The organism is Alterotamlana spongicola (assembly GCF_035818475.1).
Taxonomy (GTDB): domain Bacteria; phylum Bacteroidota; class Bacteroidia; order Flavobacteriales; family Flavobacteriaceae; genus Cognatitamlana.
This window is the reverse complement of record NZ_JAYMGV010000004.1, coordinates 196,393-216,930: the sequence shown is the minus strand read 5'-3', so window position 1 is coordinate 216,930 and position 20,538 is coordinate 196,393. Positions and strand designations below refer to the sequence as shown.

Annotated in this window: 10 protein-coding genes and 1 pseudogene; 6 read left to right on the top strand and 5 right to left on the bottom strand. The window is 33.6% G+C overall.

Annotation, left to right across the window (positions count from 1 at the left end; genetic code table 11):
* Positions 1–215: pseudogene (locus VOI54_RS16700) on the bottom strand (transposase); the annotation flags it as partial.
* 447 nt (positions 216–662) lie between these two features.
* Complete coding sequence (locus VOI54_RS16695) at positions 663–2,687, bottom strand: glycoside hydrolase family 97 protein (RefSeq protein WP_326284297.1); 2,025 nt, start codon at positions 2,685–2,687, stop codon at positions 663–665.
* 348 nt (positions 2,688–3,035) lie between these two features.
* On the opposite strand from VOI54_RS16695, the gene VOI54_RS16690 reads away from it, so the two are divergent.
* The 6 genes from VOI54_RS16690 (at position 3,036) to VOI54_RS16665 (ending at position 16,182) form a co-directional block, all read left to right on the top strand.
* Positions 3,036–3,638 (top strand): RNA polymerase sigma factor, encoded by a 603-nt coding sequence (locus tag VOI54_RS16690; RefSeq protein WP_326284296.1) that lies wholly within the window; start codon positions 3,036–3,038, stop codon positions 3,636–3,638.
* A 124-nt stretch (positions 3,639–3,762) separates the two neighbouring features.
* A complete protein-coding gene (locus VOI54_RS16685; protein WP_326284294.1) occupies positions 3,763–4,884 on the top strand; it encodes a FecR family protein in 1,122 nt (373 codons plus the stop codon).
* A 172-nt stretch (positions 4,885–5,056) separates the two neighbouring features.
* Positions 5,057–8,413, top strand: coding sequence for a SusC/RagA family TonB-linked outer membrane protein (locus VOI54_RS16680; RefSeq protein ID WP_326284293.1), 3,357 nt, complete (start codon positions 5,057–5,059; stop codon positions 8,411–8,413).
* Positions 8,414–8,431: 18 nt separating this feature from the next.
* Positions 8,432–9,910, top strand: a complete 1,479-nt coding sequence (locus VOI54_RS16675) for a RagB/SusD family nutrient uptake outer membrane protein (protein ID WP_326284292.1) — start codon at positions 8,432–8,434, stop codon at positions 9,908–9,910.
* A gap of 253 nt (positions 9,911–10,163) precedes the next feature.
* Entirely contained in the window at positions 10,164–14,321 is a 4,158-nt protein-coding gene (locus VOI54_RS16670; protein ID WP_326284290.1) for an ATP-binding protein, read from the top strand.
* Positions 14,322–14,529: 208 nt separating this feature from the next.
* Positions 14,530–16,182, top strand: coding sequence for a sulfatase family protein (locus VOI54_RS16665; protein ID WP_326284289.1), 1,653 nt, complete (start codon positions 14,530–14,532; stop codon positions 16,180–16,182).
* A gap of 305 nt (positions 16,183–16,487) precedes the next feature.
* Here the strand turns inward: VOI54_RS16665 and VOI54_RS16660 are convergent, their stop codons facing one another.
* Genes VOI54_RS16660 through VOI54_RS16650 form a run of 3 tightly spaced genes read right to left on the bottom strand, consistent with a single transcriptional unit; the run spans position 16,488 to position 20,518 of the window.
* The gene (locus VOI54_RS16660; RefSeq protein ID WP_326284288.1) at positions 16,488–17,933 is read right to left on the bottom strand and encodes a sulfatase-like hydrolase/transferase; all 1,446 of its coding nucleotides are present in this window, start codon (positions 17,931–17,933) and stop codon (positions 16,488–16,490) included.
* Between the two features lie 13 nt (positions 17,934–17,946).
* Positions 17,947–19,047, bottom strand: coding sequence for a Gfo/Idh/MocA family protein (locus VOI54_RS16655; protein ID WP_326284286.1), 1,101 nt, complete (start codon positions 19,045–19,047; stop codon positions 17,947–17,949).
* Between the two features lie 49 nt (positions 19,048–19,096).
* A complete protein-coding gene (locus VOI54_RS16650) occupies positions 19,097–20,518 on the bottom strand; it encodes an alpha-L-fucosidase (protein WP_326284285.1) in 1,422 nt (473 codons plus the stop codon).
* Positions 20,519–20,538: the final 20 nt, after the last annotated feature.

Below are 20,538 nucleotides of genomic sequence, written 5' to 3'. Positions count from 1 at the left end.
AAGGCTATTTCTTTTTGTTCATCTGTCCATTTCGGCTTTCCTCGACCTGGAAAACTATTCTTACCATAATCTTGTGATTCTTTTCGCCAACGATGTAATACCGAATACGGAATGTCTAATTCCTCACACACTTATTTTGTGTTCCCTCGGGCATAACTTAATTCTACAGCCTTTTTCTTAAATGAAGGACTGTAATTTCTGTACTGTTCTTTCATGATTCAAAGTTAATTTATGCAACTCTAAATCTCGCATCTTTATGTCCAGTCTAATATAGTAAGTCCACAAAGAATACTAGCAGAAATAGAAATGACAAATATGATTACATATAGACTCAAATTGCGTTAAACAGCATGAAAATGTTAAACTTTTCATAAAAAGGGGCAAATTCGGGGTCACTAAATTTTGAGGCCTCTTTTAGGTCTTATAAAACCTGGAAAAAATAAATTATGGATAGTTCCTCTTTCTCTGCTGAAAATTTATCAAATTCTACTAAAAGCCGATAAACATAATGTTTATCGGCTTTTTAATTCTCTTAAATATCAAATAATGGCATATAATGCCAAATAAAAAGGGGTTCATTCGGGAGCACTTACATTTTGCTTCAATTGACTCCTATCAGACTGTAATTTATTATAAATAAATCACAGTCTCACACCCTATTATCATATCGCTTTAAAACTAACGGCCAACCCTCCTCCTGAGATTAGGTGAATTGGTAGTTTGTCTGTACTTTTAACCTTTATCTTTTCTATTATAAATGCTGTTGGGTTGGTTTTTAGATCAGTATCTTCAGCATCTTTATATAGAGTGGCTTCATACATTTTTTCTGGTGTTAAAAAGTCTAATGCAATAGTTTTTTTATATATCGATTCTGATGTAGCCGCCCCCAAAAACCAATTATCAGTATCTCTGTCCTTTCTTACTATAACTAAATTTTCGGCTATAGAACCATCTAATACTTTAGTCGTTTCCCAATCTGTTGGTACATCTTTTATAAATTGGAAAGCCGGATTATTTTCATAATTCTCAGGTAAATCTGCCGCCATGTGTAATGGACTATATATTAAAACATAGGCTGATAATTGCTTTGCTAAAGTCATGTTTGATCTATTATTGGGTTTGCCTGCTATCATAACATCAAATATACCCGGAGTAAAATCAAAAGGACCTGCCAACCCTCTTGTAAATGGAATCGTTAAAATGTGTGAAACCGGGTTACCTCCATTTTTATCCCATGCATCAAATTCCATACCTCTTGCGCCTTCTCGAGACATCATATTAGGATATGTTCTGCGAATTCCTGTTGGCTTAATAGGTTCATGCACATCCATCATAATACCGTACTTAGCCGCTGTCTCTACTACTTTTCTATAATGATTTACACCATACTGACCATGATGCCATTCTACTTTATTTAAAGTAGCTCCTACATAACCTGACTTTACATATTTAATGCCGTATTTCTTATAATATGCAAATGCATCTTCTAGCTGGTTTTCATAACTTTCAGAATTCCCTGCTGTTTCATGATGTCCAATAATTCCAACTTTTTTTCGCTTTGCATATTTACTAAGCTTTTTCATATCAAAGTCCGGATAGGTTTTTGTATAATTAAAATCATTATAACTTTTTGGCCAATTATCCCAACCTATATTCCAACCTTCTACCAAGACACCGTCAAATCCATGTTTAGAAGCAAAATCAATGTATCTTTTTGTGTTCTCTGTAGTAGCCCCATGCTTTAAACCTGAGCCCCAGGAGTATTTTTTTACATGCATTGCCCACCAAATCCCTATGTATTTTGCTGGTTTCACCCATGAAACATCTCCCAATTTATTGGGCTCATTCAGGTTTAATATTAAATATGATGTAATTAAATCTGTGGCTTTATCTGCCAATTGAATGGTTCTCCATGGTGTTTTAAATGCATCTTTAAGCTTTACTTTAATACCATCAGACCAGGGTACCAAATTAGCCTTTAACCGGCCTTTGCCTCTGGACTCTAATGTCATACTTGCAAAATTGGTCAAAGCAGCTTCATGTATACTAATGGCAAGGCCTTTTTTGCTTTCCATTGTAAATGGCGTATGTATGGTATCTAGCTCACTTATCTTTGTTTTTCTATGTAAATTTTCATACCTCACTTTACTATCATAAGCAGGGATCCACCATCCTTCATAATCTTCAACAAAATTAAACTCTGTCATTTCATTTGTAATATCTATTGCTGAGACATTTGCTTGTTTGGGTAAGGCATACCTAAATGCAACTCCATCATCATACGCTCTGAAAATAATATCTATTTGAATATTAGAAAATGCTTCTTTAGCTGATATTACCAGCTCGGTATAGTTGTTTTTTATAAACCGCTCTTCTCCCCATGGTTGCTCCCATGTTGTATTACTCTCACTTTTTTTATTCTCTATTACTTTTAAATTGCTGCCCAATGAAGGGTATTGTTTAAATTCTATGCCCAAACGGCTCCATTTGATAATAGAATTTCCTTTATGGTTAACCGCATAATATGGAATTCCGTGCTCTAACTTAAAATGGATTGAATTCTTCTTCTTTGGTGATTGGATGCTTATTATATTGTTTATATTATTAATATTTTCAGCTAGTGAAACCGTAGAAATAAGTACTACTGAAATTAATAAATAAGCACGTAGGCTTTTAAGAGTTTTCAAAATGCGGTTATTTTTATGATTAATAAATAAATTCTAAAACCTTTTACAGTCTTTTTAATTATGTTCCCATAACTTTTACAAATCTATTTAGGTCTTAAAAAAAATCCGTGTCATAGTGTAACAACTTATTGCTCAAAATAACTTATTCATGTGTTCTTTAATCTAAATATGGAGTAACTATAAAATCTTCATATAAATAGGCTAAAGATTATTTCCATTCTTAATCAATATTATATAACAATTAGGCCCCTATAGCTTCCAATAATAAATTTTCTATATAACTAGCCTCTTTCTATAAATTAATACTTTTCATTACATTTATGAACTGGAATATTGATTAATCCCTATATGATATCCGAAAAAACCAACTCAGATAAACTACTCCTTCTTGAATTTAAAAAGGGGAATGAAAAAGTATTTCGAAAATTATTTGATTTATTTTGGGAGCCTATGTTTATCAATGCAAAGTCCATTGTAATGGACGAGAATGTTGCTAAGGATATTGTACAAAATGTATGGATAAACTTATGGAATCATAGGGAGTCTAAAGACATTAAAAATTTTAAAGGCTATGTTTTTAAAGCTGTAAATAATGGTTGTTATAAATATCTGAGAGATAATAAATTTAATAAGATTCAATTAGATAGCATAGAATCTTTAGCATTACCTTCAAAACCTCTAGTAGAAAAACATTATGACTTGGAAGACACTCAAATTGCTATTGAAAACTCTCTAAGTAATTTACCACCTCGCTGTCAACAAATCTTCAGGCTAAGCAGAATGGAAGAACTTAGCAACGAAGAGATTGCTTTACACCTGGGTATTTCAAAAAGGTCTGTAGAAAATCAGTTATCCAAAGCTTTAAAGTTGATTAGGCAACACCTAAGCGTCATTCAATCTTTTCTTATATCTGTTATGTTAATTTTAGTTTTAAATATCTTACCTGTTTAAACTTAATTTCATATTAATATTCTCACATATGAACGTTCTTAAATGTTAAATTAATGTTAAATTAATGTTTAGCAAGTGAGTTATTCTCCTTTCATGGTTCTTATTTAAAAGTAGCCATAGCTTTATGAAGGAAAAAAAATTCAGAAAATTATTAAAAAAGTCCATTGAAGGGTCTTTAAATGATGAGGAAAGTAAAATTCTGGAAAAATTTAATGCAGATTTAAAATCCAGAAATAAAGAGCCTTATTTTATAAATGAAGCTCATAAGCATCAATTAAAAGAATCTATTTGGAAGGGTGTAACAGCCAATAAAGTTTCTTCAAGAAAAACTCAGCTTTTTAAGCAAATTGCTTCTGTAGCTGCAGTATGTGTTGGTTTAATAGCCATTGGCTTTTTATTACTGAAAGACTTAGCCTTTTCAAATCAAAATACACTCCCGGCCAATGCCATTACATTACAATTGGAAGATGGCAGTATAAAAGTTATTGAAGAAAACAAAACAACCACAATTTTAGATAATGACGGAAATATTATAGGTAACCAAAATAACAATGAATTAGTTTATAGCCCTACAGGAGCTGTAAAAAAACTAAAATATAACACACTCACCATACCCCACGGAAAAACATTTGAGCTTCATTTATCTGACGGGACTATAGCACATCTTAATGCTGGATCATCCCTTAAATATCCTATCCAATTTTTAAAAGGACAGGACAGGAAAATCTTTGTTACCGGTGAAGTTTTTTTAGATGTTGCCAAAGACCAAAAACATCCTTTTATTGTAAATGCTGACAATTTAAACATACGAGTTTTAGGAACAAAATTTAATGTTAATGCTTATCCTGAAGACAATATTTCAGAAGTGGTACTTGTAGAAGGCTCGGTCAGTCTATATACTGATAAAGTAACATATAACCCGGATGACGCTTCTCTGTTAGAGCCTGGTTTTAAAGCCCGATTCAACAAGAAAAATGAAAGTCTGGTCAAAGAAGAGGTTATTACCGATATATATACCTCATGGATTAATGGTGAATTGGTTTTTAGAGATATGCCCTTTGAGAATATTCTAAAGAAATTAGAAAGACATTATGATGTAACCATCATAAATAAGAATGAAAAATTATCCAAGGAAAAGTTTAATGCCAATTTTGGCAAAATTACCGTAGAGCGAGTTTTTGAAAACTTACGTAAATATCATGGTATAAACTATAAGATAAAAGGTAATATAATAACCGTAGAATAAAAAACAATTTTAAACTTCCTATGCCTATGTAAAAACTAATTAAACTAACTAAAGATTACAATTTTTATCTCCTAAAAAACGGGATAAAAAAATCGGAAAATGCTGCAACACTTCCCGATTGAAAAAAGTGATCAAAATGAAAAAATTAATCACCAATTAACACTATAAAAGTATGAAAAAAATACTGAAAGGGCTTGACTTGCCTTATCAACTACCGAAATTTGATTTAAAGATGAAATTATTCACCCTGTGCATGTTTGCTGCTTTACTTACTGTACAAGCAAATAATTCGTATGCGCAACGCACAAAGATTTCTCTGGACCTAGAAAATGTCCCTGTTAAACAACTTATAGATGAAATAGAAAACAGCACTGATTTCCGATTTGTATATAGGGTAAAAGATGTAAATTTAAAACGACTGGTTTCAATAAAAGCTAAAAAGGAGTCTATTGTAAGCATATTAGACCATGTGTTTAAAAATACTAAAACAACCTATGCAATATCTTCCACCGATAATCAAATACACCTGACAGAACGTAAAAATAAACTTCCCGTCATAACCCCTGTTAAAGAACAAAAACCACAGGGCATTAAAATAAACGGGACGGTTTTTGATACCAATGGCACACCTTTGCCCGGAGCTAATATATTAGAAAAAGGGACTTCCAATGGTACTCAAACGGATTTTGATGGTTTATTTTCTCTTGAAGTAGCAGATGATAATGCTGTATTAGTGGTTTCCTACATAGGTTTTATTACCCAGGAAGTTTCTATAAAAAATCAAACATCTCTTTCTATTACTCTTATTGAAGATATAGCAAGTTTAGAGCAAGTGGTGGTGGTTGGATATGGAACACAATCCAAACGAGATTTAACAGGATCTATTGCTTCAGTAAAAACAGATGAGTTTGAAAATCAGCCGGTAACTAGGGTTGATCAAATTTTACAGGGAAGAGCCCCGGGAGTAAATGTTATTAATAATTCCGGAGCGCCCGGTGGGACCGTTTCTATTAGAATCAGGGGTGCAAATTCCATAAACGGAAGCAATGAGCCTTTATATGTGATAGATGGTTTTGTTGGGTCAAATTTTCAAGATATAAACCCAACAGATATTGAATCTATCCAGGTACTCAAGGATGCTTCGGCTACTGCCATCTACGGTAGTAGAGGCTCAAATGGTGTTGTACTTATCACTACCAAATCTGGAAAGACCGGAAAATCGCAAATATCACTTACAACCCGGTTTTCCGTATCAAGTGTACTTAACGAATGGGATGTTATGGATGCCGCAACATTTGCTGAAGTAGTAAACCAAAGAGCTTCAGATTTAGGGACACCGGACAGGTTTACACCTGAAGAGATTGCTGGTTTTAGAGCAAATGGAGGCACCGATTGGCAAGACGAACTATTTGATACCGCATATGGGGAAGAAGTGCAATTAGATTACTCTGGAGGTAGTGAAAACATCAATTATTTTATTTCCGGAAATTATTTATCACAAGAAGGGGTATTATTAAATTCAGAATTTGAAAAAATAGCACTGAGAGCTAATTTAGGCGCTAAAATATCCGATAAGTTAAAAACGACTCTAAAGCTAAACTTTAATAGTAGAGAATCTAACAATATAGCCGGATCCGGTAATATTAACTCTAGTGCTTCCGGACCATTATCCTGGGCACCAACCACACCGGCAAGGGATGAAAATGGTATTCTAACAACAAGAGACCCTATTTCATCTATTCAAAGTAACCCTATTGAGTTAGCTCAAAATGATAATATTGCTAAAGCTAACGTTTTTACGGCCAATGGATCTTTCAATTACGAAATTATAGAAGGGCTTACTTTAGATATAGGCTATGGCTTAAATTATATAAATACAAAAACTAAAGGCTATACCGCAAACACTCTTAACGGTTCTCCCAGTGCCTCACAAGGCGCCGTAGAAAATGTTTTTATGCAAAACAGTAATAACTTAACGTATAGAAAAACATTTAATGAAATACATGAAATTACGGCAACAGCAGTAGTTGAGCATCAATTCAGGAACGTAAATGGCTTTAACACGACTGCCAACGGACTCTTATTTCCTGAATTAAAATTTGACAACCTAACACTTGCTGATAATTTTTCTGTAGGCTCTTTTAAAAGAGAAGAAACACTACGCTCTTATATTGGAAGAATCAATTACGAATTATTAGACAGGTATCTTTTAACAGCCTCCGTTAGAACAGATGGTTCATCTAAATTCAGAAAAGAAAATCGTTACAGCACCTTCCCTTCTGTTGCATTTGGATGGCGAATTTCTGAGGAAGCATTTATGAAAGATAGCTTTTTTAATGATTTAAAATTTAGAGGGAGCTGGGGAAAAACAGGAAGTCAGGCTATTGATGTTTTTGGAACGGTTACAACCTTTAATACTTCTGAATTTAATGCAGGAGGTGCATTTACCAATGGATCGTTAGTTTCTGGAATTGCCGTTGGAAATCCTGGCAACGAAAATTTAAAATGGGAAACTACTGCTCAATGGAATGTTGGTTTAGATGCAACTGTGATTAATAACAGACTTGGTTTTTCACTTGATTATTATAAAAAAAACACAACCGATTTGTTGCTTAACGAACCTTTACCGGATTACTTAGGTGGAGGTAGAATAACAAAAAACTTAGGAGAAGTAGAAAATTACGGTTATGAATTTAGCATTAATGCTACTTTATTTGATAATGATAGCTTTAAATGGTATAGTACGCTTAACGCCTCTTACACAAAAAATGAAATTGTTGATATAGGAGATCAAGACATGATTTTCCTAGACGGTGGTGTTGGCGGTGGTATTACTAACATCTCTGAAAGTGTATTAAAACCGGGATATTCACTATCCAGCTATTGGGGTCTTAACTATTTAGGAACCTGGAAAAGTGATGAAGCTGCTGAAGCTGCCACATTTGGAAATGTTCCCGGAGATTCCAGATATGAAGATATAAGCGGAGACGGCACAATTGGCCCTGACGATTTTCAAATAATAGGTTCAGGATTACCTACCACAGTTTACGGTTGGAACAATACTTTAGAGATCAAAGATTTCACACTTAATTTTTTCTTCTTAGCCATGACTGGTTTTGATAAGTGGAACTTAGGATACGGAACTGGCATTATGTCAAATGGTGCAAGTAGAGAGCCCGTATTAGCTGATATACAAAACCGTTGGGATGCTGTAACTAATCCTAACAGTAATATCCCCCATTTTAGCGCAACAAATGTTAATGAATTACAATCTTCAAGGTTTATTGAAAAAGGAGATTTTTTAAGACTTAAGAATGTAAGTATAGCGTATAACTTACCAAAAGAAGTTCTTAAAGGTGTACAGGCTCAGTTTATGTTAAGCGGAACTAACCTATGGACTATAACAAACTATAAAGGTTTAGATCCGGAAGCTTATAACACTGTAGATAATAGTGATACTGGGGGTGCTGACGCCGGGTCATACCCAAACTCAAGAACTTTTACTGTAGGAGCTAATTTTAAATTTTAATCTTAAACATAGAAGAAAATGAAATCATATATATATAAAATAGTATTATTTACTACAATTTTGGCTTCTGTTGTTTCATGCAGCGATTTTTTAGAAGAAGACCTAAGTGGACAATTAACCTCTGATGGAGGTGCATTAAATACTGAAACAGGCTTAACAGCAGCCTTAGTGGGAACCTATGCTCAAATGACCAGAAACTGGATTCGGGGATATGGTAATGCATCGGTAAGAGCTGTTACAATGGGTAGCGATGATATAACAACCCATAAGGCAAGTAACAAAGCTGATTTTAGAGCATTTGATCAATTTGTTGTTGTATCGCAAAACGGACGTTTACCACAAATATGGAGAGGCGCATATAAATCTATTCAAGGTTCTAATAATATTATTGCTAATTACGAAACCGCAGAAGGGAGCCAAACTGTTATTAATCAAATAGCGGGAGAGGCATTTTTTCTAAGGGCCTATAATTACTTTTGGCTTACCAGAGTATGGGGGAAAGTTCCTTTAGTTTTACAAACTCACGTTTTTAATGAAGAAGATTTAGACATAGAAACAAGTCCAATAGCAGATATCTATGATCAAATTATATCAGATTTGAATCAAGCAATAACACTACTGGGAAATTCTAAACCGGAACCCGGGCGTGCCAATAAAGGAACGGCCAAAGCTGTACTGGCTAAAGTTTATATGCAAATGGCAGGTTGGCCGCTAAAAGATCAATCCAAATATGCTATGGCAGCTTCTCTTGCAAAAGAAGTAATTGATAACCAAAGCACCTATGGTTTTGGGTTAATGGATAATTTTATTGATCTATGGCCTAGCGCAACTATAAATAACGATGGGAACAAAGAAGAGGTCTTTGCGCTTAATTTTGTTGGAACACAAGGGTATAACTCAAATTCTTTATATGGTAACGCTGCACGCCCGTCGGATGAAGGTGGATGGGATGATTATTTTTCTGAGCTTACATTTTTTAACAACTTCCCTGATCAGGTAAGAAAAGATAATACGTTTTATACAGAATTAGCGGATGGAACACCTTGGCCGGATTTTAGTGTGGGCCGCCCTTACTACAAAAAATTTCAAGGAAATGCATTAACCTGGAGAAATGCTATATCTCATCCTCTGGAAAGATTTGCAGAACTATATTTTATTTTTGCTGAAGCTCAGATTGTCACTACAGGGAATGAAACTGATGCTGATGCTTTAGAAGCTGTCAATAAAATTGTTAGAAGAGCTAATGGGTTGCCTTTAAATACTCCTGATCCAACAGTTGATTACACCTCTTTAAGTGTAGCACAATTAATCCAGGAAAAGGCCTGGGAGTTTGCCGGCGAACCGGTACGATGGTTTGATTTAACCCGACTTGAATTGGTAGAAGAAGCCAATGCTGATAAACATCCTGACGACTTACAGCCTTTGGGCCCTGTTACAGAATACTTCATGCCTATTCCTGCGAATGAGATCTTAGCAAATCCAAATCTGGGGAATTAATAAAAAAAGGAATGCACAGAAAACGTATATAGGGCCTATAAACAATTATAGATTCTATATACGTTTTTCATTTACCAAATAACCATCCATTTTTATAAAGTCATTATAATTCAAGAAATGACTAGCCGCTACTTTGTAAAATAGTTTTAGCCAGTAGTTACTATAGTTAACATAAAAAACATAACTAAGGCTTTATTTACAACCAGCTTAATTATAAAAACCAGTCTATACCTTTAAACAAAAACATTGTATTTTGAAAGCGCTTTTTTTTAACCAACTACATAAATTAAAATACTGTTTTTTTTGCCTTTTTCTTTTTTTATTATGCAAAGATGTATGGGCTACTTCCAATGACCCAAACATTAAAAATATTGGTGTTGATGAAGGCTTATCTTATTACCATGTTACAGATATATTACAAGATTCCAGGGGGTATATTTGGATCGCCACGCTTAACGGTATCAATCGATTAAACGGAACTTCTATTACTAATTATTACGAACAATCAAATATTGAAGGAGGACTTAAAAATGATCGAATTACCTCTATATGCGAAGGCCCTTATGGAAATATCTGGGCAGGTAGTGAATTTGGGGGAATACAAATATTAAATATAGAAACCAATACATTTTTAAATGTTATTCTTGATAAGAATAATATTTTAAATAATGTTATACATTCTATTACTAAACTATCTAACGGAGATATTCTTTGTGGAACCAGAGCAGGCACATTATATCGTTTCTCCTTACATTCTATTAAAGCTATTTTAGAAGGAAAAACTCCAGAATTCCATAAATTAAATTTATTGTCTTCAGCAAAAGACTTTAATATAGACAGGATTACTCAAATTTTTGAAGGAAAAAATGAAATATGGTTGATAGATTGGAAGAGAAAACTTTTTAGGATAGATTATACTAATACTGCTTCTAAAGATTATTATGTTAATCAGGTTGTTTCAAACAATATACTATTTTCGAGTATTACTAAAAATGATAAAAATGATATATTAGTAAGTAGTACAAACGGTGTTTTTGTACTTAATCCAAACGACGATAACAGGCAGGCTATTGAAAACTGGCATCAATATCCACTTACAAATGGCTTAGATGTTACAGGTATGGCTATAAGCCGTTCTGGTGATATATGGATATCTGATTATAAGAAAGGGCTCTTTAAAATTAGTGATATTCATTCAGAAAATCAAAAAATCACACCTTTCACCACAAAAATTGGTACTTCTGGAAGAGTTAGAACAATTGATAACTCAAACGTATTATGGCTTTCATCATCTAACCTTGGTGTCTTTAATTTTGAATTATCATTTAAGAATTTCAACAAATTTGACAACCTTAATTCCATGTTCAGTACTGTAGTAGCTCCTAATGTGGTTACCTCATTACTTGACTCAAATAACAATTTATGGACAGGAGTTAATGAGACTGGACTTATCATTTATGATATAGAAAAAGAAACTATCGTATATGAAAATCATAATATAGGGCTTGTCAATTTATTTGAAGATCAGTACGGTTTTATCTGGATTTTAACACGAAATGGAGTATATGTTCACAATCCAAAAAAAAGTAATACCCCTTCTTTAAAACCAACTGATAAAATAGACTTTAAGGAATGGGGGTATGAACATATCACAAACATTCGTTTTAATACGGCAGATGAAGACCTTTATGGCAATATTTGGTTAGCTACAGATAGAGTGCTTATATATATAAAAAGAGAAAATAACGGGCATATAAAAACTATAAAAAGAATAGAGCGGGAAAGCTCTTATCAAATCTCAGGGTGTGATATTCAAATTATTAAAGCTTATCCAAAAAAAGCACAATTATGGATGCTTCAGAGATCATGTGGTTTAACTATAATGAATTATGACGAATCATTAAAAAACGTCACTTTTGATGTATTTAATATGGATACAAAAGGAGATGTTCTTTTATCATCTAATACCATAAACAATATTTATATTAATTCAGAAATTATATGGTTGTGTACAGACAATGGGTTAAATAAACTAATCCCTTCCAAAGATGAAAAAGCTTATACTTTAAGTGCTTCTTTTAATGAGGGAGATGGATTAGCCAGCAATTTAGTTAAATCTATAGAAAAAGATAATAATGGAAATGTTTGGATAGGAACTAATAACGGGCTCTCTTTTTTAGATATTGAGACAAACCAATTCAGAACATATACTACAGATGACGGACTAATAAGTAATGCTTTTACAAAGACATCTTTTAAAAAGGATTATAAAAATTTGATTTTTGGAACCATAAAAGGCTATGTATCTTTTTGCCCGGAAGAGATTGAATTAAACACTACATTTCCCAAAGCAGCTATTACATCGCTTTCTGTTTTTAATAAAAAAATAATGCCTGGAGAAGTGGTAAATGGCAATATTATATTAACTAAATCTATTTCAGAAACAGATGAAATTGTTATTAATTATAAGCAAAACGACTTTACTATAGGAGTCTCCTCTTTGCATTTTGCTGTTCCCGAAAAAAATCAGTTTATGTACAAATTGGAAGGATATCATGAAGAGTGGATTATTAAAAACTTAAATGACCCATTTGTTTCGTTTACAAACCTATCATCCGGAAATTACATATTAAATATAAAAGTATCTAATAATGATGGTATATGGTCTCCGGTTTCTAAATCTCTAAAAATACAGGTGCTTCCGCCACCATGGAAAACGACCTGGGCTTATATGCTGTATGTTTTATTAATTACAATATCTATTTATATCATAATGCAGGTTTGGAAATCTCGTATAAACCTTAAGAACGAAATACTTTTACAAACCTCTAAAAGAGAAAAGCAAACAGAACTAAATGAAATGAAGTTGCGTTATTTCACTAATATTTCACATGAATTCAGAACACCACTTACACTTATACACGGCCCTGTATTAGAGCTAATGGAAACATTCAAAAATGATGCTAAAACCCACTCCATATTACTTCCTCTTAACCTAAACATTAATAGAATGATTCGGTTGGTAAACCAATTACTCGATTTTAGAAAGGCCGAATCTAACAACTCAAAATTACATCTAACCAAAGGAAATATTTTAGGCTTATTGGAAAGCATAAAGAACTCCTATACAGAAATTGCAAACTCTAAACAGATTGCAATGCAGTTAAAAACCAAACGCCAAGAATTTATAACATGGTATGATGAGGATAAACTCGAAAAAATCATCCATAACCTTCTGTCAAACGCTTTAAAATACACCAATTTAAACGGCAATATTGTTATCTCATTTGTAGCTGAAAAAAGCAATGAAATCATAATTTCTGTATCTGATACCGGTAAAGGCATATCAGAAAAGAACAAGCAAAACATATTTAAACGGTTCTTTCAGGAAGGTGATATAGCAACAGAAGGTACAGGAATAGGCCTGGCTCTGGTAAAAAAGCTTGTTGAAATACACAAAGGCTCTATTAGCGTAGAAAGTACTTTAGGTAAAGGCAGTACTTTTATAGTTACTCTAGCCGTAGGAGAAGACTATTTCTTTGATCAAATTCAACATCAGATAGCCAAAGAAGGTACAGAAGGGACACCTGTCTGGATTAGTGGAGAACACGAGAAAGAAACATTTGAAGATATGCCTTCTACGAACGAAGAACTACCACTTATTTTAATTGTAGAAGACAATAAAGAGATACAACATTATTTAAAAAGACTACTTTCAGATTTTAGAACCATTATTGCTGAAAATGGAAAAAAAGGTGAAGAAAACGCTAAGAGGTTTTTACCTGAAATGATTATTTCAGATGTTTCAATGCCGGAAATGGATGGTATAGAAATGTGTCAAAACATAAAAAAAGATAATGATACTGCACATATACCCATTATTTTTTTAACGGCCAAAACCTCAGAAAATGAAAAAATTACGGGCCTTAACATTGGTGCTACAGATTATATCACAAAGCCTTTTGATCCAAAAGAATTGAAAATAAAAGTTGAAAACCTGTTAAACGACTTAAAGAAAAACAAGGACAGGTTAAAACGTAATTTTATACTAAACCCATCTCATGTAAAAGTGGAATCACCAGAAGAGATCTTTTTACAAAAAGCGGTTAAAATTGTTGAAGATAATATGAATGATGGTAATTTTAATTTATTATTCTTTTGTGAACAATTGGGAACCGGCAGAATGCAATTACATAGAAAATTAAAAATGTTCACCGGGCAAACAGCAACAGAATTCATACGCTCCATACGCTTAAAACGTGCTGCGCAACTATTAGAAACCGGACATTTAACAGCCATGGAAGTTATGTATGAAATAGGCTTGGAAAGCAGGTCTTATTTTTCTAAAGCCTTTAAAAAACAATATGGCCTGACACCTCATGAATACTCAAAAAAGAAAAAGAACAACTAATCCGTTTGAGTATCTACACGCCTATAAATTGCCATTTTGATACATTATGACATGTCGTTTTTAGCCTGGTATGGTAAATTTGGTTACATAAAATTTACATATGAAGGGCAAAATATATATATTGTTAAAATCTCTAAAAAAATTAAACCGCTATAAAGAGTGACTTTACAAAAGTAAATACAAGTAATCTAATCGTTCCTATAATAATATGTTTAAAAAAGTATTCAATTTCACCAAGCTGACAGCAGTAATTTTTGCCACAATATTTGTTTCATGCAAAAGCTCTACAGAAAACAAAAAAGAGCTAACAAAAAGGCCTAATATTCTTTTTATAATGTCTGATGACCATGCTTATCAAGCTATTAGTGCCTATTCTGACAAACTTATAAAAACCCCGAATATTGACAGGATTGCTAATGAAGGTATGCTTTTCACTAATGCTTGTGTTACTAATTCAATTTGTGCGCCTTCAAGAGCTACCATACTCACAGGGAAACACACACATATAAATGGTAAAATTGATAATCAAATGCCTTTTGATACAACCCAGACCACTTTTCCACAATTATTTCAAAAAGCAGGTTATCAAACAGCTATGTTTGGTAAATTACATTTTGGTAATAACCCGAAAGGTGTTGATGATTTTATGATTTTACCTGGTCAAGGGGACTACATAAACCCTACATTCATTACTAAAGAAGGAGATACTACCATAACGGGGTACGTTACAGATATTATAACTGACTTAACCATTAATTGGCTTGACAAAAAAAGAAATAAAGAAAAGCCTTTTTTAATGATGTATCTGCATAAAGCTCCCCATAGAGCCTGGTGGCCAAGTCCGGAAAAATTTAAAGAATTTACATCAAAAACGTTTCCTGAACCCGCTTCTCTTTTTGATGATTATTCAAACAGAGGTACCGCTGCTAAAACTGCCGAAATGAATTTATTAAACCACATGAAGTACGGACATGACTCTAAAATAAGACCAAAAACCATTGCAGAAATGGGAACTGTATTACCCGCTGTACCGGTAATGACTTTTAAAAACGGATTAGATGGTTTTACCAAACCTTATTCAAGAGCTAATAGTGAGCAAAAAGCAAAATATGACCCTGTTTTAGACTCTATTAACGCATCATTTAAAGCCCTTTGGCCTCAATTTAATGATAAGCAAAAAATGCAATGGAAATACCAGCGTTATATGCAAGACTATTTGGCTTGTATTTCTTCGGTAGATGACAACGTAGGGCGGGTATTAGATTATTTAGATGAGAACGAATTAAGTGATAACACTATTGTTGTCTACACTTCAGACCAAGGATTTTATTTAGGTGAGCATGGTTGGTTTGATAAACGGTTTATTTATGACGAATCCTTTAAGACGCCTCTACTTATTAGATGGCCAAATAAAATAACCCCCAATACCACCAATGAAGAAATGGTACAAAACCTGGATTTTGCTCAAACCTTTTTAGAAGCAGCACAAATTGAAGCGCCCAATGACATGCAGGGTGAAAGTTTAATCCCGCTTCTGGAAGGAAGAACAGAAACATGGGATAGAGAAGCTGTGTACTATCATTATTATGAATACCCTTCAGTACATATGGTTAAGCGCCATTATGGAATTGTTACCAAAGCCTATAAGCTAGCTCACTTCTACTATGATGTAGATGAATGGGAGTTATATGACCGCAAAAAGGATCCCCAGGAAATGAACAATGTTTATAATGATCCGGATTATGCTGAGGTAGTAGCAAAACTAAAGCAAGAGTTAAAAGTTCTGAGAGTTAAGTACAAAGATTCTCCGGAGCTGGATCAGAAATACATAAATATAAGCATGGGCTACAATAATAATTAAAGCATATGCTCCAGTTTTAAATATAATAAGCACATTAAAAAATAAAACGAGGCCGTCTAAAAAGTGATTCATTTTGTCACTCAGAGCATTGCCCTCTTGAAAGTATACTTTCAAGAGGGCACCCTGCGAAGCAGACAAGAATCTTATTGTTTTGAAAATTAGTGTGTATAATTTCCAGGAGATTCTTCATTTTCATTCAGAATGACACTTTTTAGACAGTCTCATTTTTATATGTGGCAATTGATAATTTTAATCAATAAAAATTTTAAAAACGCATACTATATATGTATTGTCTTTCTAAAAAATCATTCTAAATTATAAGAAGGAATCGCTTTTATATTTTTATTATACTCTTCCAGGTTTCTTCCGCATGGCCAGGGAATTTTTAAATCTTTCCCTAAAACTCTTTCTAATGGAAACCCAATAGCTGTCTCCTTATGCCAGTTTTTACTTTTTATAAGCATCTCATCAAGATCCTTTTTATAAGCTATGTTCTCTGATAAATCAACTAACTCTTTAGGGTCTTTAGATAAATCATAAAGCTCTACATCGCTGTTTTGAATAATCAGTTTTAAGTTTTTGGAACGCATTACCACACGCTCTTTATGCATCCAAAACAAATCTCTTTTCTTGATGTTCTTGCCTTTTTTTAAGCTACGCCACAAATTAACCCCGTCTGGCTTTAATGTTTTATCTTCTTTAATCCCTGCCAAATGCAATATGGTTGGAAAAATATCCATAGACAGCATAACGTCTTTATTTACTAAACCAGGCTTTAATGTCTCTTTCCAATAAAATAAAGCAGGTACTTTTATTCCGCCTTCGTACATGGTTCCTTTATAGCCTCTTAAACCTCCATTAACATTACCAGCCGTAACACCTCTTTCCTCTCCCCCATTATCTGAAATAAAGATTATCAACGTATTTTCTTCAATATTATATTTTTTAAGCGTTGCCATTATACGCCCTACACCTTTATCTACTGATGTCATCATATCTGAGTATCGCCTCATATAAACCTCATCGGTCATCTTCTTATCTACCCGATATTGCCAATATTCATTAGTTCTTAAAGCCGGATCATCAGGGCCTTGCATAGGCACGTGTACTGCAGCATGTGGTAAGTATAAAAAAAATGGTGCTTTATGATTATTTTCTATAAAGTTTACAGCGGCATTATTTAATAATGTAGTTACGTATCCTTCTTCATTTTTTAACTTATGATCAATCCACCAATCTTCTTTACTTCTGGTATTATGGTGTGAAATAAAATCTATATTACCGTCTAAAAATCCTGTAAACTCATCAAATCCATGGCTCTTAGGCCTGTACTTTTCTTCATCCCCTAAATGCCACTTTCCAAAAACTCCGGTATAATATCCGGCCTTTTTTAATTGAGACGCTAAAACTATATGCTTTTTTGGGTCTAATCCATCACCATCTATACAAGGGTAATAAAGATGATCTAAACCGACTCTTTGTTGATATCGTCCTGTTAATAAGGCTACCCGTGTTGGAGTGCATACGGGAGCATTACTATAAAAACTTGTACATTTTATACCATTTTCAACTAAATGGTCTAATTCCGGTGTTTTTATTCCAATACCTCCAAAACTACTAAGCCCTGCATAGCCTAAATCATCAGCCATGATTAAAATAATATTAGGCTTTTCTTGCTTAGGCCTTATTTGTGCAAAAAGATTAGCTCCTAAAATCCATAGTCCTAATACCATTACATGTTTTATCTTCATTGTATAGGCTCTTTTAAAAATTAATTTTTTCTCCTTTTTTAGCACTTTCTCGTGCAGCATCTAATATCTTCATTACTATAAGGTTGTTTTCTATGGAAACCGGTGAAAATGGTTCAATCTTTTTTGTGCCCTTGATAATATCGGCAAAAAAATTAAATGGTTCATTTATAGGATATCCAATTGAGGTATATGCTTCTTTTACTATCGCTCTTTTTGGTAAATAACATTGACTAAGGCTTTCAGAATTTTCAACCTTTATAAAACCTTTATTTCCATAAATCTCCACATCCTTCCTTGGTATGACCCAATTCCATGAGGCCATTAGTATACTTTGGTAGTTAGGATATTCTAATAGAATCAGGGCATCATCATCCACCTTTGGATATAATTCCGGTTTATATTGATTAGTTACTGCATAAACAGAAGAAGGCATAGTTCCCTTATTAAACCATGTTATAATATTAGCGCCATAACACCCAAAATCCATGATGGCTCCGCCTCCATTTTTAACAGGATCGGTTAGCCAATCTATAAACTCGTCATTTCCTTTTCCCCTAATGGTTCCATTATTTCCATGATGAAAAACTACTTTTTTTAAATCTCCAATCTTATGATCTTCAAAAGCTTTTTCCTGGGCTTCAATAAGCGCCGGATGCCATGTGGTTTCATAGTTTGTAATGACGTGTATTCCATATTGTTTTGACAGGTCATGCATGGTTAAAGCTTCTTTGTAATTTACTGCTAAAGGCTTTTCCACCATAACATGAATACCTTTTGGCGCACACATTTTCACCACTTCCAGATGCTGTTTGGTATTAGTAAAAACAGCAACACCCTCTGGCTTAGATTCTTTTAGCATATCCTCAATACTTGTAAAAAAAAGTGCATCTGCTAAATTGAATTGCTTTTTGTAACGCTCCTTCAATACTGTATTAGGTTCTGCTATGCCAACTATTTCTATTTCTTTGGTTTTCAAAAATTTAAAAACCAATTTGGCATGCCCGTGTGTTAATCCTGCTATTCCTATTTTAACCGGCTTGTTATTATCTTGGGCTTTACTAATAGTAACTATTAGCATTATTACTATGATTATTATGTTTTTATAAGGAGACATAACAGTAAAATGTTTTTTATTTATCTCTATCTTTTTGATACCTTATTTTTTATTTAGCTTTAAATTTTACTGCCTCTATTTTTTTCAACCGTTCTGCCCTTTCATGTATATTGTGGTTTAATACTATTTCTATTACACTAACATTTTTATCCACTACAAAGTGTGGCATCACAATATTCATCTTTTTATGTTGGGGATACCAGTATAGTGATTCTCCGGTTTCTAACATTTTTGGAGAGATTGATGTTGAAGGTGCATACGGTAATTTTAAATCTATCTCCATACCTGGTTTTGAATTTAGAACATGTAAAAACAATTTAGTATTACCATTTTTCAATGTTTTAGAGGTTATATAACCCCAATCAGGATCTTCAACTGGGCTTGGTTCAGCTCCGTAAATAGCCTCTCCGTTAACAGCAACCCATGCACTAAGTTCTTTTAACCTTTTTACATTTGGTTTTGGAAATGTGCCATCTCCTTTAGGGCCAATATTTAGTTGAAGGTTCCCGCCATGAGCCGCATTTTGGACCAATACTTTTATGATCTCACCTGAATCTTTCCATTTAAAATCCAGTTTGTGATACCCCCAGGAATTTTGTGACGTAAAGGAAGTTTCCCATACTTTTTTCTCCCCTTTATTTGGAACCTGATTATCTCCCATAGAGATATAGTCTACTTTATCTTTAATACCAGGAATGTGAGCTCCTATCCGACTATTCACCAAACAGGTTTCATCTATTTCTTTTACTGTTTTGATCAATTCATCAACCCGATGTTCTGTGATATGTGGAGAACGCATCCAAGTATCAAACCAAAAGAATTTCGGTTTGTAGTTTAACATAAGTTCTTTAACCTGTGGTAAACATTTTTCCTGCCAATAACTTTCAAAGTCCGCATCACTTACTATGGGGTGTAGTGTTTCAGACTTTACTGTTATATGGGGTGGCATAGCTCCTCCTTTATGTTCCCAATCCTGCCAATGTGAGTAGTAAAACCCTAATGCCAATCCATATTTTTCGCAAGCTTTTGCAAGCTCTCCCAAGATATCCCTTTTAAAAGGTGTAGCATCAACAACATTATATTTACATACTTTACTTGGCCATAATGCAAAGCCGTCATGATGTTTTGCTGTTATTAAAAAATATTTCATTCCAGCCTCTTTGGCTGATTTTATCCAGGCATCAGCGTTAAAATTTTTAGGATTGAATGTTTTTGCCAACTTCTGATACTCTTTTTTCTCAATACCATAGGGCCAGTTTCCCTGCATATGGAGCCATTCTGCATAATCTCCTCGGCCTGTGCGCTGCCCGTTCCATTCTCCTGCAGGCTCTGAATATAATCCGAAATGAATAAACATTCCCAACTTTGCATCTGAAAACCATTTTGTTATCGGTTCATTTTGAACTTGTCCAAACGCTTGTAAATAAACTAACGTGATAAATATGACTGTTTTGATGTTCTTTGTGATCATAAGTCTATTATTTAAAAAAG